We start from the raw sequence: 14,990 nt of genomic DNA, 5'->3' as shown, positions 1-14,990 counted from the left end.
TCACCATCAATTTTTTAGAAGGTGAGTTTTTTTATAAATGATAGTTTTCTAAAAGGTTGTAGCTGATAAATTTTTTTCTTCACTGACAAGTTGATTGTAGTGGAAGATGCGAGACTCTCGGCTAGGACAGGCGGGCAGGTGAGACACTTTAGAGTGAAACGTACGAATGTGGCTCACCGCCTGCCCTGCGGAAAGAGAGCATCTGGAACGGAAATCAACTGCTAACAAAGTGCAACAATGAATATAAAAACAATTTTTTTAAAAATACGCCTCAAGTCTTAGAACACATTACTTCTTGAAGCCATGGTGATTTTAGGAAGGTTTCGGTAAGGTAATAATAGAAACATATTATAGATGAACTTTTTTATTTAAAACGAAACTCTCAAACTTGTACGAACGTATGAATTAAAAAGAGTTTATGTCAGGAGTCGATTACAATGAACGGATTTTTAGCCTTTTTTATCCGCATGTTTGTTGCTATTCCAGCTTCAGCAGGAGTATGGCTGGCTAGTATTATCGGATATGACCAGACTTACCTCATGTCGTCTGGGATTGCAGTAGCCGGTGGAGCTGCCGCATACACAGCAACGGGACTTCTTCAAAAGCAGCGATTTCTTAGTGAACATCAATTATCGAGACGAGAGTATAAATACATCAGAAAAAATCTAGACGAAGCAAAGCCAAAGATTTATCGGCTGCAAAAAGCATTGCTTTCGGTCAGAGATCTTCCCACATTAAAACAAAGAGCCGATTTGGTGCGGGTCGTTAGGAAGATACAAAGCTTAACTCAGAAAGAGCCAAGGCGTTTTTATTTAGCCGAACAGTTTTACTTTTCTCATTTAGATTCAGCCGTTGAGCTTACTGAAAAGTATATGTTTTTATCATCACAACCCCGTAAGACAAAAGAACTTACGCAATCGTTAGTGGAAACGAAACGAACACTCGACGAACTAAAAGAGTACATCGAAAAGGATTTATACCAGGTTTTGTCAAATGATATAGATGACCTGCATTATGAAATCGATGTAGCGAAGTACTCCATTCAGTCTCTGAAAGATTCACAATCCATAAAAAAGGCAGGAGATATAAATGAAAGAAAATAATGCACCGCGCATTTATAATACGGATGAACCAGCAAATCTGATGGATGACTTGCTGGCAAATCCTTTTGGTGAGAAGCATGAATCCGCAGTTCCAGCGAACGAGAATAAGCAGGTTCGATTAATAGATGTTCTTCCGGAAGAAAATAAAGAAAAAGCCTATCAGTTGGCGAAACAGATCGATCCGGCAAATCATCAGACGATGATTACGTACGGTGCACCTGCACAGGCGAAGCTGCATTCCTTTTCAAACACGATGCTGGAGCACGTAAAAAAGAAAGATACAGGGCAAATCGGCGAAATCATTGGTGACTTGATGAGAAAGCTTCAAGATGTAAATCCTGAAGAACTAAAATCAAACAAACCAACGTTAATCGGCCGCATGTTCGGAAAACTTTCAGGATCGGTTCAGGAAGTGCTTTCGAAGTATCAAAAAACGGGTGCTCAGATTGACCGTATTTCCGTAAAGCTCGACGGAAGCAAAAATGTGCTGATGTCTGATATCGTCATGCTTGAAAAACTGTATGAGAACAACAAAGAGTACTTCCAGGCTTTGAATGTCTATATTGCAGCTGGAGAGTTAAAGTTAGATGAGCTTAATCAAGTAACGATTCCTGAGATGAGAAAAGTAGCAGAACAGACGAACGATCAGATGAAGTTTCAGGAAGTTAACGATATGGTACAGTTTGCCGATCGCTTAGATAAACGTGTTCATGACTTGAAACTAAGCCGTGAGATAACGATCCAAAGTGCACCGCAGATTCGACTCATTCAGAACACGAATCAGGCACTTGTTGAAAAAATACAGTCATCGATCACGACGGCCATTCCGTTATGGAAAAACCAAGTCGCAATCGCACTGACGTTGATCAGACAGCGAAATGCAGTAGAAGCTCAAAAGCAAGTTTCCAAAACTACTAACGAGCTTTTATTAAAAAATGCAGAAATGCTTAAAACGAATACGATTGAAACTGCAAAAGAAAACGAACGCGGATTAATCGATATTGAGACGCTGAAGAAGACGCAGGAAAATCTTCTTTCAACACTCGAAGAAACCCTTCGTATTCAAGAAGAAGGTCGTATGAAGAGACGTCTTGCCGAAGAAGAGCTGGCAACAATGGAGATTGGGTTAAGACAGAAGCTGCTAGAAATTAAAGGCGAATAAATAAAGAAGGAGCTAATCCCTTTGTGGGTTGGCTCCTTCATCTGTTATGCTTTTGAAAAATTAAGAAGCATTAACTTCAACCTCATCTAATGTTGAATGTGCACGGCTGAAGCTACTTAAAACCATTCCGACTGCCGTACCGACTAAAGCTGGAAGAATCCATTGTAATCCCATAGATGATAGAGGGAGGATGTCTTTCATTACTTGAACCGGACCTAGATCTACTCCGAATGCAGCCAAACCGTCCAGCAAGGCGAATACTCCTGTAAATAGAACCGCACTTCCATACACTTTTTTTGGGTTTTTGAAGAAACGGTTAAAAAACGTAAGTGCTACTAATACGATTGTTAATGGATAGGCTGTGACCAAAAACGGAACCGACACTTTAAGAATTTGGTTTAGTCCAAGGTTAGAAAGAGTAAAGCTTACTAGTGTAACGAGTAAGACTACCGTCTTGTAGCTGACATTTGGAAGTAACTTTGAAAAGTACTGACCGCACGCTGTGGTTAGACCAACAACTGTAGTAAAGCAAGCTAATGTAAAAATAAAACCAAGTAAGGCTGTTCCGCTTTTACCTAATAAAAGAGTGGAAGCTGCGGAAAGAATATCCGTTCCATTTTCAAAAGAACCGGTTGCGGCCATCTTTCCGCCGATTAACCCTAAGCTCACATAAACGAGTGTAAGTAATGTCCCTGCAATCAACCCTGCTTTTAGTGTGTAGTTGGTTAATTGCTTTCGATCACGAACGCCTCTTTGCTGAATCGCAGTAAGAATAACGATACCAAAAGCGAGAGCAGCAAGAGCATCCATTGTGTTGTATCCTTCAATAAACCCTTTTGAAAAGGCTCCCGATTGATAGTTAGATGATGGTGATTGAAGTGGAGCATCAAGTTTGAAAAAGCCTACTGCACAAAGAACAACCATTGATAAGAGCAAGGTTGGTGTAATCCAGCGCCCCATATATTTCTCCATTTTTGATGGGTTAAGGCTGACCGCATAAACCAGTGCAAAAAATACAACTGTGAATAATAAAAGAATAAGTGCTGTGTTAGAATGATTGCTCATGAACGGTTTAAGGCCCATCTCATAAGCAACGTTTGCATTTCTCGGAATGGCTAGGAATGGCCCGATACTTAAGTAGATGAGTACCATGAAAACGGTGCTAAAAACGGGATGTACGCGATTGCCAATTGTTTGAACGCCTCCTTTTACAAGGGAAACGGCAAATAATACGGCAAATGGAAGTCCAACTCCTGTCAGAATAAATCCTGCCATGGCAAGCCAGTATGAGGATCCAGCTTCTGCCCCCAAGAATGGAGGGAAAATAAGATTTCCTGCTCCAAAAAACATTGAAAATAACATAAGGCCAATAAAAACGGTGTCCATCTTTCTCATCAGTGATCTCTCCTTTTATTGTTTTAAAACATAAAAAAACCCGTCCCTATAGAAGGGACGAGTTATAGCTCGCGTTACCACCCTAATTCCGCAGCTTAATGAAAAAGCTAGCGGCACTCAGTCAACGTACAATCATACGTGTTCCGTTGTAACGGCGGACGGCCGTCAAAGCTTACATGTCAGCTTTGCATCTCAGAGATGATTTTCGGAAATGAACTGTACATCGGCTTTCACCAAGCGCCAATTCTCTGGGGAACAGTGACCAAATCTTACTCTTTCTCGTCATTGATTTTAATATTAATTGTAAATTTAACATCATGAAATGAGGAAGTCAATAGTAAATTCTGAATTGATAGAAAAGTAGAAACGGTTATTGTGATAATAGAGCCTTGGAAGATCTCACAGGGCAAGGAGAGCCTTTTTAACCTATAAAATCAACCCCATAACTACCGTGTTGTAGTAATTGCCTCGTATAAAATTATCCTGCTTCAACAAACCTTCCTTCTCAAAACCCAGCTTCTTATAAAGGTCAATCGCGTTAGTGTTATTCTCATTCGTTACGAGACTAATCTTTTTCGTTATGCCATTTAGACGTGCCCACTCCAAAAGTTCATTCATTAAAACTTTTCCTAATCCCATGCCTGTGTATTTTTCAGAAACTACAATACCGAGTTTCCCAACATGTTTGGTGCGCTCTTTTTGTGAGGAGTTGATGGTTGCAATTCCTATAATTTCAGAATCGATCATGGCAAGGAGCATGATAGAATTCGGTTCTTGTGAAGTGGCGGTAATGTAGTCTTTATATTCCTGAAGATTCCGTTTGAATTCATTAGCACCAAAAGATAGATAATCACTCTCACCGCCAACCACATTATAAAAGTCGATCATGTTTTGAGCATCATCGGTAGTGGCTTTGCGTATAAGGACGTTCAAGCTATTTTTTAAGTTAACATTCCGCATGGTTTCAACTTCTTTCTATTTATGTATATGAAACAAATATAACTCACCAGTCTATTCATGGTACAAGCTTAATATTCATGATTTTTTGATTAAATTTTTTAACAAAGTAGTAATGCAACTCCTATTCCCTCGCATAGAATATGAGGATTTGTTATTTCAATAAAGAATAGGAGAGAAAGAATGAAAACGAAAAAACTATGGATTGGTTTACTCATGTTTTGTTTTATGTTCTTACTAGTGCAACCGGCAAAAGCAGCAGCTTCATCTTTTATCATCATAAACAAATCAACAAACCAGTTAGCTTATTTTGAGAATAATAAATTATCAAAAGTGTTTAAAGTGGCAACAGGTAAGTTGCCATCTTATACACCAGAAGGAAAGTTCAAAATCGTAAACAAGATCACAAACAGGCCTTATTATACAGGTAACATTCCGGGTGGAGATCCACGAAATCCGTTAGGCAACAGATGGCTCGGATTAAACGCGAGAGGAACTTGGGGAACCACATATGCGATCCATGGGAACAACAACGCGGATTCGATCGGTAAATATGTAAGCGCAGGCTGTATCCGCATGTACAACAACGAGGTGCAGTGGCTGTACGCCAGAATAACTGTTAATACACCAGTCGTCATTACGACTTCAGGCAAAACATTCCCTGCGCTGGCTGCAGCGAATGGATATAAGGTAACAAACAGTTCAACCGTACCTGTTTTCTCTGTCGTGAACTTGAAAAAGGGAGCCGCGGTGCTGAAGTGATGGAGCTTCAACGTAGACTTACCAGCTTAGGATACAATACAAAAGGAATTGATGGCGTATTTGGAGCAAATACTGATGCGGCGGTTCGTAAGTTTCAACAAGCTAAGAAGCTAACAGTTGATGGTGTTGTAGGACCAGCGACAAAGAAGGCGTTGGGGATGTTTTAATAGGGTAATGATTTAAAGAGCTCTTTATAGAGTTCTTTTTTTATGGAAACAATATATCAAACATATTTATTTTAGTGGTAAAATTTAACTATGTTGAATTTTATTTATAGGAACGTCCTGTATTGGAAATCAACCAACCTTGAGCAATAAACGTTACAAGTATAGCCTTTTTTAAAGACATAAACTAGAGGTGTATTATGCTTAAGCAAGGAATCTACGAAGAAATTATTACTCAAAAGTTAAGCGGGGAGCTTTCGGGAATAGAGATGGGTTCATTCGATATAGAAAAAGATACCTTAGATGTTGAAGAAGCTAGAAAAGTGCTTTCCTCCTACATCTCGAATGTAACAAGAAAAGCTCTGAAGTTTGTTAGGGAGCAAGAGAAAGATGACAAAACAGCGCTACTCCATCAGATTCAAACATGCAATGATATTATCGCGATTCTAGGTGAACGATTGGATGACGAAGAATTTAAAGCTCTTAAGATTGAAGAAGAAGGAGAAGTACTATATTCCATTTATTCTAAAATTAACTCTGTTAGAAGTCTTCGAAAAGGAGAAACCATTAGACCTGTTACACCTATTGCCCAAAGCTCGCTTTTTACGGGATCAAATTATGAACCGAACATGTTAGGCGAATTAAAGAAGGAAATTCTATCAGCGGATGCTATTGATATGCTTGTCTCTTTTATTAAATGGAGTGGTTTACGTTGTATTTTAGAAGAGTTAAAGACATTTACTGATGCAGGAAATAAGCTACGTGTAATCACCACATCATACATGGAGGCTACAGATTACAAAGCTATACTAGAACTAAGTAAATTACCTAATACAGAAATAAAAATATCTTATGATGTCGATCGTACACGACTTCATGCGAAAGCATATTTATTTAAGCGAGATACAGGTTTTAGTACGGCCTATATTGGTTCTTCTAATCTATCAAATCCGGCGCTAACTTCAGGTTTGGAATGGAACATTAAAGTTACAGAGAAAGATTCTTTTGACATTCTAAAAAAATTCGAAGCAACTTTTGAAAGCTATTGGAATGACAGTGAATTTAAGTCTTTCGATTTAAAAAATCCCAATCATCAAGAACGATTGAAGCTGGCTCTTTCCAGAGAGAAGTTACGAAATGAGCAAGATATTCATTTTATGTTTGATATTCAGCCGTTTTACTATCAAAAAGAAATGCTTGATAAACTTCAGGTTGAAAGAACCATACATAATGGCATGAAAAACCTAGTTGTAGCCGCAACAGGAGTAGGAAAAACCGTCATTTCAGCATTTGATTACAAACGATTCAAAGCGCAAAATAAAGGTTCAGCAAAACTACTTTTTGTTGCACATCGTGAAGAAATTCTTAAGCAAAGTCGAGATACTTTTAGAGCAATATTAAAAGATGCAAACTTTGGAGAGATGTTAGTTGGTTCTCATTTACCGTCTTCAATTGACCATCTGTTTGTGAGCATACAAAGCTTTAATAGCAAAAAGCTGTATGAAACGACAACTAGTGATTACTACGATTTTATTATCGTAGATGAATTTCATCATGCTGCAGCAGTATCATATCAGAGACTTCTAGAACATTATAAACCTCAAATTTTACTGGGTTTAACTGCAACACCAGAACGTATGGATGGGAAAAGTATTTTATCCTATTTTGATGAAACGATAGCAGCAGAAATGCGGTTAACCGAAGCTGTTGATAAGAAATTATTAAGTCCATTCCAATACTTTTGTGTAAGCGATTCTGTCGATCTTTCTAAATTAAAGTGGAGCCGTAAAGGGTACGAAACGAAAGAGTTAGAAAATGTGTATACCTCTAGCACCATTAGAAGTAATTTAATTGTCAAAGCAATTAAAAAGTATGTAACTGATATAGACGAAGTGAAGGGTTTGGCATTCTGTGTATCGGTTGAGCATGCCAAATATATGGCACACTTTTTAACCAAGTGGGTATACCTTCGATCTCCTTACATGGGGATGTACACCCAACGGTAAGAAGAGAGGCTCAAAGTAAACTCGTTAACGGAGAAGTGAAATTTATCTTTGTCGTGGATTTATACAACGAGGGAATTGATATTCCCCAAGTAAACACAGTTCTCTTTTTAAGACCAACGGAAAGTTTAACTGTTTTTCTTCAACAGTTAGGCCGTGGATTGCGTTTAAGCGAAGGGAAGGATTGTTTGACGGTATTAGATTTTGTAGGACAAGCACATCAGAACTACAACTTTGAAGAAAAATTTAAAGCGTTAATCGGTAAGACGAAGCATTCTGTTCAATATTACGTTGAAAATGGATTTTTTCACCTGCCAAAAGGTTGTTTTGTTCAATTGGAAAAGCAAGCAAAAGAATATATTCTGCGCAACATTAAAGCTTCAACCAACACACGGGTAAATCTTATATCTAAAATGAAACATTTCGAACATGATACAGGGTTACCATTAACACTAGAAAATTTTCTAACTTATCATCATCTTTCACTTTATGATCTTTATGGAAAAAATGCAGATCGAACATTCAGCAGAATGTTAGTGGAAGCAAGTGTTAAGTCTGATTTCTTCTGTGATAATGAGAAAATGATAACTAAACGTTTACACACATTATTTCACTTAAACTCGAGTCATCTCCTTAAGTTTCTCATTCATTATATAGAAGGTGAAAAAGTTGGAGGAAAACAAGAAGAGCAGATGATGCTTGCCATGTTTTATTATTCTTTTTACAAATACTATCCCGAAAAAGAAGGATTTTCATCAATTGAAGAAGGTATTCAGCATGTGATCGCTTCACAAGAGTTTAAGGAAGAAATTTTGGAAATCCTTCATTATCAATATCGTTCACTGGATACACTTGAACATGACAATGATTTCAAATTTATAAGTCCTTTACGGGTTCATGGAAAGTATTCTACTTCTCAGGTGCTTGCTGCACTTGGTTATTTTAACGAGGAAAAAGCCCAGCATTTCGTGAAGGTGTAAAACATCTTAGTGATAAAAATCTGGATATCTTTTTTACCACTTTAAATAAGTCCGAAAAGGATTTCTCACCATCAACTCTTTACGATGATTACGCGATTAATGAAAGATTGTTTCACTGGCAAACACAGAGTACAGTGGCAGAAGGAAGTAGCACTGGAAATCGTTATATTAACCATCGGAAAAACAATCATCAGATCGCGTTGTTTGTTAGAGAGTATAAGAAAGAACATGGTTATACCTCTCCCTTTGTCTTTCTAGGAACAGTGGAGCATGTTAGCCACTATGGCAGTAAACCGATGAGTATAACTTGGCGTTTAAATGAAGAGATGCCTCCATATCTAGTGCCAAAAGCGAATAAAAATATATTGTAAGTCGTAACAGCCTTAATAATATAGGGCTGTTTTTTTGTATAAAAAAATCCCGTTGACACCCTCCCAGTTTTCCCATAAAATAAGTGACGAGATTGATAATCATTTTCAATTGAATTCATATATATCTAAAAACTGTTTACAAGGAGGGCGAATAAGGTGTCTAGACTGTATGCTGAACATTTACAAATATCATATGGTGAACGAGACATAGTTAAAGATCTTAACATTTCCATTCCAGACGGGAAGATCACGACGATTATCGGACCGAATGGCTGCGGAAAATCAACGGTTTTGAAAACGTTGTCGCGTATTCTTAATCCGAAATCAGGTGTCGTTTATCTGGACGGTAAAGCCGTTAGCAAAGAGTCTACGAAAAAAATAGCGCAAAAGATGGCTATTCTGCCTCAGTCACCAGATTCACCGGAAGGACTGACAGTTGGAGAACTTGTTTCTTATGGAAGATTTCCTTACCAAAAAGGATTTGGAAAGCTTTCAAAAAGTGATTTTGAAGTGATTGATTGGGCTTTAGACGTTACAGGTGTGTTAGAATTCAAAGATCGCCCAGTAGATGCCCTTTCAGGTGGTCAACGCCAAAGAGTATGGATTGCAATGGCATTAGCTCAAGAAACGGATATTATTTTGCTGGATGAGCCTACTACATACTTGGATCTGTCTCATCAGCTAGAAGTGCTAGAGTTATTGAACCAACTGAATCGTGATGAGAAGAGAACCATCGTAATGGTCATTCATGATTTGAACCATGCAGCACGCTTTGCTCACCATATGGTAGCCATGAAGGACGGTACCATCTTAAAAGAGGGAACGGCTGAAGAGGTGATGACTCGCACGGTCCTACGTAATGTTTTTAACATTGATGCAGAAATTGGCGTGGATCCGAGGACAAGAAAGCCTTTATGTTTAACGTATGATTTAATAAAAAATGTTAAATTGGTTGAAAACTTGGCGTAATAAATCGCCTTTCTTTTTTACAGTTAATTGAGAATGAATTTTATTGTCAAATACAGGGGGATATCAAAATGAATAAACGGACAAAACAACTACTAGTTAGCTTTATGACATTGCTCTTAGTCTTTGTACTAGCAGCATGCGGTAATAAATCAGAAGAAGGCGCAAGTTCAGGGGAGAAGGATTCTTCAAAGAATGAAACGAGAATCTATAAAGACGAAAAAGGGAAAGAAGTAGAAGTGCCAGCTGAGCCGAAACGTGTTGCGATGATGGCTGCTACATATGCTGGTAACTTGCTAGACTTAGGAATTACACCAGTCGCAGTTAATGAATATCCGAAACAAAATAAATTCTATGGTAACAAATTGGACAAAGCAGAAGTGGTAACAGCTGATTCTTATGAAAAGCTATTAGAACTTAATCCTGATCTAATTATTACGTATTCTGATGACAAGAATATTAAAAAGTACGAAGAAATCGCTCCAACCGTAACAATGACATATGACAAGTACGATTATATGGAACAGCACGTTGAGATCGGTAAGATGGTTAATAAAGAAAAAGAAGCAAAGAAATGGGTTGAAGAGTGGAAGAAGAAAGCAGCTGACGCTCGTGAAAAAGTAAAAGCAGCAATCGGTGAAGACAAGACGTTCATGGTTATGGAAGCTTACGGTAAAGATATGTATGTATACGGTCAGAACTGGGGCCGTGGAACAGAAGTTATCTATCAAGCTCTTGAACTTAAAGCTCCTAAAAAGTTAGAAGAAGATGTTTTCGGTCCAGGCTGGAAAGCTATTTCTACTGAAGTTATCCCTACTTACGCTGGAGACTATATTTTTGTGGGATCAGGTGCTGGTAACCCGGACAACTCATTCATGGATTCAGATGTTTGGAAAGAGCTTCCGGCAGTAAAGAACGGTAATGCGATTAAGTTTGATTCGGAATCATTTTATTTCAATGATCCAATTTCTCTAGAAAAAGAATTAGACATTATTGTTGAAGAATTAACAAAAAAGAAATAATAAGCTTTTACAAAAAGGAAAAACGCCATGTTCAAAACAAAAACCAAGCTCATAAAAGAGAATACAGTGTATTCGAGGCCGGCAGTAGGTTCAGCAATTCTTTTGTTGGGTTTCGCTCTACTTTTGTTAAGTATTGGTCTTGCGATTTCAGTTGGTGCAGCTAAGATCAACTTTCTTACGGTTTGGAATTCTATTCTAAACTATGACCCTAGCAGGGAAGCTGATCGTATTATTGTCAGTCTTCGATTACCGAGAGAGCTTGGTGCAGCAGTTGTTGGTGCTGCGTTTGCAGTCAGTGGGGCAATCATGCAGGGGATGACCCGAAATCCGTTAGCAGATCCTGGTTTGCTTGGTTTGAACGCTGGTGCAAGTTTAGCACTTGCATGTGTATTTGCTTTTAACACAGGAGCAAACTATCTTACAGTCATGGTTATTTCTTTTATTGGTGCAGGAATTGGTGCAGCAATGGTATTTGGATTAGGTTCGATGAGCCGAGGTGGATTAACCCCAATCCGAATTACGTTAGCAGGTGCCGCCGTTTCTGCACTGCTTTCTTCGTTAGGAGAAGGAATTGCTTTATATTTTAAGCTTTCTCAAGATCTTGCATTTTGGACAGCAGGCGGGGTATCCGGAACAAACTGGGGACAGCTGAAAATCATTGTACCTGTTGTCATTGTTGGTATCATGGTTGCTGTTATGTTCTCAAGGCAGCTAACGATTCTGAGCTTTGGTGAAGAAGTGGCGAAAGGTTTGGGTCAGCGGACATTATTAACAAAATGTATTCTGATGTCTGTTGTGTTAATCCTTGCCGGTGCAGCAGTTTCATTAGTGGGCGCAATCGCCTTTGTAGGCCTAATGGTTCCTCATATTGTGCGATTTTTAGTGGGAACCGATTATCGCTGGATCATTCCTTGTTCTGCGATCTTCGGAAGTGTGTTGATGGTTTTAGCGGATACATTTGCTAGAACCGTAAACGCTCCGTATGAAACGCCAGTGGGTGCAGTTGTTGCCATGATTGGTGTGCCTTTCTTCCTTTATCTTGCAAGAAAGGGAGGAAGAACACTGTCATGATGAATGCGCGTCAAAGAAAAAGAGTAAGATACACAACAATTGCAGCGATTCTTATGTTGATTGCCGTGTTTATTATAAGTGTAGCAACAGGTTTTGCTTCATTAACTCCTTCAGAACTGCTTCGGACAATAATCGGACAAGGTACGCCAAGAGAAAATTTGATTCTGTTTGAGTTTAGGCTGCCACGAATCATAGTTGCAATCCTTGCGGGGATGGGGCTCGCAGTGTCTGGTGCCATCCTGCAAAGTATTACGAAGAACCCGCTTTCAGATCCTGGTATTTTAGGAATTAATGCTGGCGCTGGTTTGATGGTCGTGGTGTACATTATGTTTTTCACGGTAGAAACATCAAGTTTTCTATATGTGTTGCCTCTATTTGCTTTAGCAGGCGGAATGGCAACAGCTGCTGTCATTTATGTGATGTCTTATATTAAAGGCGAAGGTGTTGAACCTACGAGGCTAGTATTAGTCGGTGTTGGATTGGCTGCAGCTTTATATGGGGCAACATTAACGTTATCAACACGATTAGATATGGAAGACTACTCATTCATGGCGAACTGGATGGCGGGTAGAATATGGGGTGATGATTGGACGTTTGTTTTGTCATTGCTGCCATGGATTCTGTTGCTGGTACCCTATACAATGTTAAAGTCTAACGTACTGAATACGTTGAACCTGCATGAAAATGTTTCTGTTGGTGTTGGCGTGAATGTAGGAAAAGAAAGAATCATCCTGATTACGATTGCGGTAGCTCTTGCTTCAGCATCAGTAGCGGTGAGTGGCGGAATTGCTTTTGTTGGGCTAATGTCTCCTCATATTGCTAGGTCCCTCGTTGGTCCGCGTCATCAAGCATTTCTTCCTATTGCAGCATTAATAGGAGCCATCTTACTGCTTGCAGCCGATACGATAGGAAGAGTCATCTTGGATCCAAGCGGTATCCCGGCCGGAATCATCGTAACCATTATTGGTGCACCGTACTTTATGTACCTTTTGGCAAGAAAATAAGAAGTGGAAATCAGTCCTTTCATCAAAGGGCTGATTTTTGTGCTCTTTTGCTTTAACGCTGGTAACCCTCTATAATTCAAGTCAGTAGATCAAGAAGAGGTGATCGGAATGAGACTGGATCATACGGGCATTGCCGTGAGAAGGATAGATGAAGCGATAGAATTTTATACAATCGTGTTAGGTGGAAAGTTGACGGAACGATACACGAGTGAAAAGCCTGGTGTTGAGACGCATATTGCCGTTATTGAGCTTGAGAATCAAGTTATTGAACTGCTTGAGCCAACTAGTAAAACTTCACCGATCGAGCGCTTTATCCGCCAAAAGGGAAAAGGAGTCCATCATCTAGCTTATGAGGTGGATGATCTACTGCAAACGATTGAAGAGTTTGAGAGCAGGGGCTATACCTTTTTAAAAGATACGTATCGAACCAATCCTTATGGTAGACGACTGATCTACATGAATCCCGCGCATTCGCAAGGACAGATCATTGAACTGTGTGATTATCCAGAAAAGAAGAAGGAGAACTAACTTGAAAAAGTGAGTTCTCTTTTTTTGCCTTTTCATGTAGAGCGAATTTCTTTACAATGAATTATAAGAATATTCTGTAAAGGGTGAGTGTATGAAAGGGTCTTCTAATCTGGAACAATTTCCGTATCCGTTTAAGAGCTCAACCTACCGCTATTCCAATAACTCCATCCCGATGAAAACACCAATCTGTGTAGAGATCACCTCAGATTATAAAAAGAGATGCTGCTTAAGCGCAATCTTTTAACCCATCATCCCGAACGCTGCTATCAATCACTTCCGCATTCCATGACAGGACAGTGGGAAATCGTTGAACTGGTTATTGACCACCTTGTCGCACATTATCCAAATGAATTTTCAGTAGAGAAAAGAGATTCAAATTGGAGTTTTTTTAATAAAATTTTGGACGAAAGTGTATCATTCGTCTTTGGTGATGCAAACTCACTGCCATGTGAGCCATTAGCTTTTATAAGCCATCACGTCCAGGAAGATCTAATCTATATGATGCAGCGTGACGGTAACCTTTATCTAGACGCAGGACAGCTTTGCTTTCCCGCCAATTGGTCGCTTGCATTTAATTTAGGAATGAAGTTTAAAAATATTCACCATCCCATTCCTGGTTTTAAAGAGGAAGGATTAGACGATCGGATTTTGCAATTTTTGATAAGACTTGAAGCAGGTAATCCATGGGAACGATTGAATTGGTCACTGATGGCAGGTGACAGGTTGGATACTTCCCTTGAAACGTTTGATCAGTGGGGAAACTGCGCAAACAGGTAACAATGGAGAATGCCGGTAAGCTTGTTCACATTCGAGTAGAAGTTCAGAAGTTGTTCAGATTGCCGCGCACAAACAGTATTCTTTTCACTATACACACACATTTACTCTCTCTTGAACAACTCGCTACTAACTCAGAGTGGCTGAAGCAGTTTTATGATATCTTGTCTGAACTTCCTCCTCATATTGTTGATTACAAAGGGATTTCTCTTTATAAAGAAGCGGTGTTGGAGTATTTAGAGGAACAGCTTGAACGCGTGAAAGCCACATGAGAAATGAAGCTGTCTTTATAAAGGGCAAAAGAAAATATATCTTTTGTGGGGATGAGCAAGGATTAAAACTGTTGAGCAGCGTGATTGAAAAGGTGAAGAAAGAAGAATTAGCTCATGAATGGTTTCTACTGTCTAATCATAAGTTGTCTTTGTTGGAGGAATCCTTAAAGTCGCAAAAGATGGGTACTTTTCTGTATGTGGCATTACCGTTCTCAGAGCTACAACAAGTTCTGGTGATAGTAGAGAATATTGGTTATTCAGATGAAGATGTGCAGTTCATTGGATATGGGGAAAGAGTGACAAATGTGTTTTGCTGCCGTTGTCATGAAATTAATAACGCAAAGGAGAATCAAACAAAACAGGTGTGTCATCAATGTGGTTTAGAACTGTCTGTTTCAGATCATTATTCTGAATTACACCAAGCCTTTTTAGGTTATGTGGCCAAACTATAGGGGT

At 39.0% G+C, this 14,990-nt stretch carries 15 protein-coding genes, 1 pseudogene and 1 other annotated feature; of the genes and pseudogenes, 14 read left to right on the top strand and 2 right to left on the bottom strand.

What is annotated here, in order from left to right; translation table 11 throughout:
• Positions 1-99 precede the first annotated feature (99 nt).
• The 3 genes from ACEWFH_RS21450 (at position 100) to ACEWFH_RS21440 (ending at position 2,265) form a co-directional block, all read left to right on the top strand.
• The gene (locus ACEWFH_RS21450; protein ID WP_473725605.1) at positions 100-225 is read left to right on the top strand and encodes a hypothetical protein; all 126 of its coding nucleotides are present in this window, start codon (positions 100-102) and stop codon (positions 223-225) included.
• A gap of 212 nt (positions 226-437) precedes the next feature.
• Positions 438-1,103: a 5-bromo-4-chloroindolyl phosphate hydrolysis family protein gene (locus tag ACEWFH_RS21445; RefSeq protein ID WP_473725604.1), complete on the top strand. Its 666-nt coding sequence runs from the start codon at positions 438-440 to the stop codon at positions 1,101-1,103.
• Positions 1,090-2,265 (top strand): toxic anion resistance protein, encoded by a 1,176-nt coding sequence (locus ACEWFH_RS21440; protein ID WP_473725603.1) that lies wholly within the window; start codon positions 1,090-1,092, stop codon positions 2,263-2,265. The genes ACEWFH_RS21445 and ACEWFH_RS21440 overlap by 14 nt, the downstream gene beginning before the upstream one ends.
• A 60-nt stretch (positions 2,266-2,325) precedes the next feature.
• Here the strand turns inward: ACEWFH_RS21440 and brnQ are convergent, their stop codons facing one another.
• Positions 2,326-3,660, bottom strand: coding sequence for a branched-chain amino acid transport system II carrier protein (gene brnQ / locus ACEWFH_RS21435; RefSeq protein ID WP_473725602.1), 1,335 nt, complete (start codon positions 3,658-3,660; stop codon positions 2,326-2,328).
• Between the two features lie 50 nt (positions 3,661-3,710).
• Positions 3,711-3,955, bottom strand: a binding site (T-box leader).
• Positions 3,956-4,086: 131 nt separating this feature from the next.
• On the bottom strand, positions 4,087-4,620 hold the full coding sequence (locus tag ACEWFH_RS21430) for a GNAT family N-acetyltransferase (RefSeq protein WP_473725601.1): 534 nt from the start codon (positions 4,618-4,620) through the stop codon (positions 4,087-4,089).
• Positions 4,621-4,800: 180 nt separating this feature from the next.
• Between ACEWFH_RS21430 and ACEWFH_RS21425 the strand changes: the two genes are divergently transcribed.
• The 11 genes and pseudogenes from ACEWFH_RS21425 to ACEWFH_RS21375 all read left to right on the top strand — a co-directional run bounded on the left by ACEWFH_RS21425 (position 4,801) and on the right by ACEWFH_RS21375 (position 14,986).
• Complete coding sequence (locus ACEWFH_RS21425) at positions 4,801-5,379, top strand: L,D-transpeptidase (protein ID WP_473725600.1); 579 nt, start codon at positions 4,801-4,803, stop codon at positions 5,377-5,379.
• Positions 5,379-5,546 (top strand): peptidoglycan-binding domain-containing protein, encoded by a 168-nt coding sequence (locus tag ACEWFH_RS21420; RefSeq protein ID WP_473725599.1) that lies wholly within the window; start codon positions 5,379-5,381, stop codon positions 5,544-5,546. The genes ACEWFH_RS21425 and ACEWFH_RS21420 overlap by 1 nt, the downstream gene beginning before the upstream one ends.
• A 197-nt stretch (positions 5,547-5,743) precedes the next feature.
• Positions 5,744-8,897: pseudogene (locus tag ACEWFH_RS21415) on the top strand (DEAD/DEAH box helicase).
• 156 nt (positions 8,898-9,053) lie between these two features.
• On the top strand, positions 9,054-9,866 hold the full coding sequence (locus ACEWFH_RS21410; protein WP_473725598.1) for an ABC transporter ATP-binding protein: 813 nt from the start codon (positions 9,054-9,056) through the stop codon (positions 9,864-9,866).
• Between the two features lie 68 nt (positions 9,867-9,934).
• Positions 9,935-10,885: an iron-hydroxamate ABC transporter substrate-binding protein gene (locus ACEWFH_RS21405; RefSeq protein ID WP_473725597.1), complete on the top strand. Its 951-nt coding sequence runs from the start codon at positions 9,935-9,937 to the stop codon at positions 10,883-10,885.
• A gap of 27 nt (positions 10,886-10,912) precedes the next feature.
• Positions 10,913-11,956: a FecCD family ABC transporter permease gene (locus ACEWFH_RS21400; protein WP_473725596.1), complete on the top strand. Its 1,044-nt coding sequence runs from the start codon at positions 10,913-10,915 to the stop codon at positions 11,954-11,956.
• Complete coding sequence (locus tag ACEWFH_RS21395; protein ID WP_473725595.1) at positions 11,953-12,960, top strand: FecCD family ABC transporter permease; 1,008 nt, start codon at positions 11,953-11,955, stop codon at positions 12,958-12,960. Before ACEWFH_RS21400 ends, ACEWFH_RS21395 begins: the two co-directional genes overlap by 4 nt.
• A gap of 102 nt (positions 12,961-13,062) precedes the next feature.
• Entirely contained in the window at positions 13,063-13,488 is a 426-nt protein-coding gene (locus tag ACEWFH_RS21390; RefSeq protein WP_473727389.1) for a VOC family protein, read from the top strand.
• A 219-nt stretch (positions 13,489-13,707) separates the two neighbouring features.
• Positions 13,708-14,265, top strand: a complete 558-nt coding sequence (locus ACEWFH_RS21385) for a heme-dependent oxidative N-demethylase family protein (RefSeq protein WP_473725594.1) — start codon at positions 13,708-13,710, stop codon at positions 14,263-14,265.
• A 2-nt stretch (positions 14,266-14,267) separates the two neighbouring features.
• Positions 14,268-14,534, top strand: coding sequence for a heme-dependent oxidative N-demethylase subunit alpha family protein (locus ACEWFH_RS21380; protein ID WP_473725593.1), 267 nt, complete (start codon positions 14,268-14,270; stop codon positions 14,532-14,534).
• Positions 14,531-14,986, top strand: a complete 456-nt coding sequence (locus ACEWFH_RS21375; RefSeq protein ID WP_473725592.1) for a dimethylamine monooxygenase subunit DmmA family protein — start codon at positions 14,531-14,533, stop codon at positions 14,984-14,986. The genes ACEWFH_RS21380 and ACEWFH_RS21375 overlap by 4 nt, the downstream gene beginning before the upstream one ends.
• The last annotated feature ends 4 nt before the right edge of the window (positions 14,987-14,990 follow it).

This window comes from Fictibacillus sp. EA-CB0309, from assembly GCF_055814265.1.
This window is presented reverse-complemented; position numbering and strand designations above follow the sequence as displayed.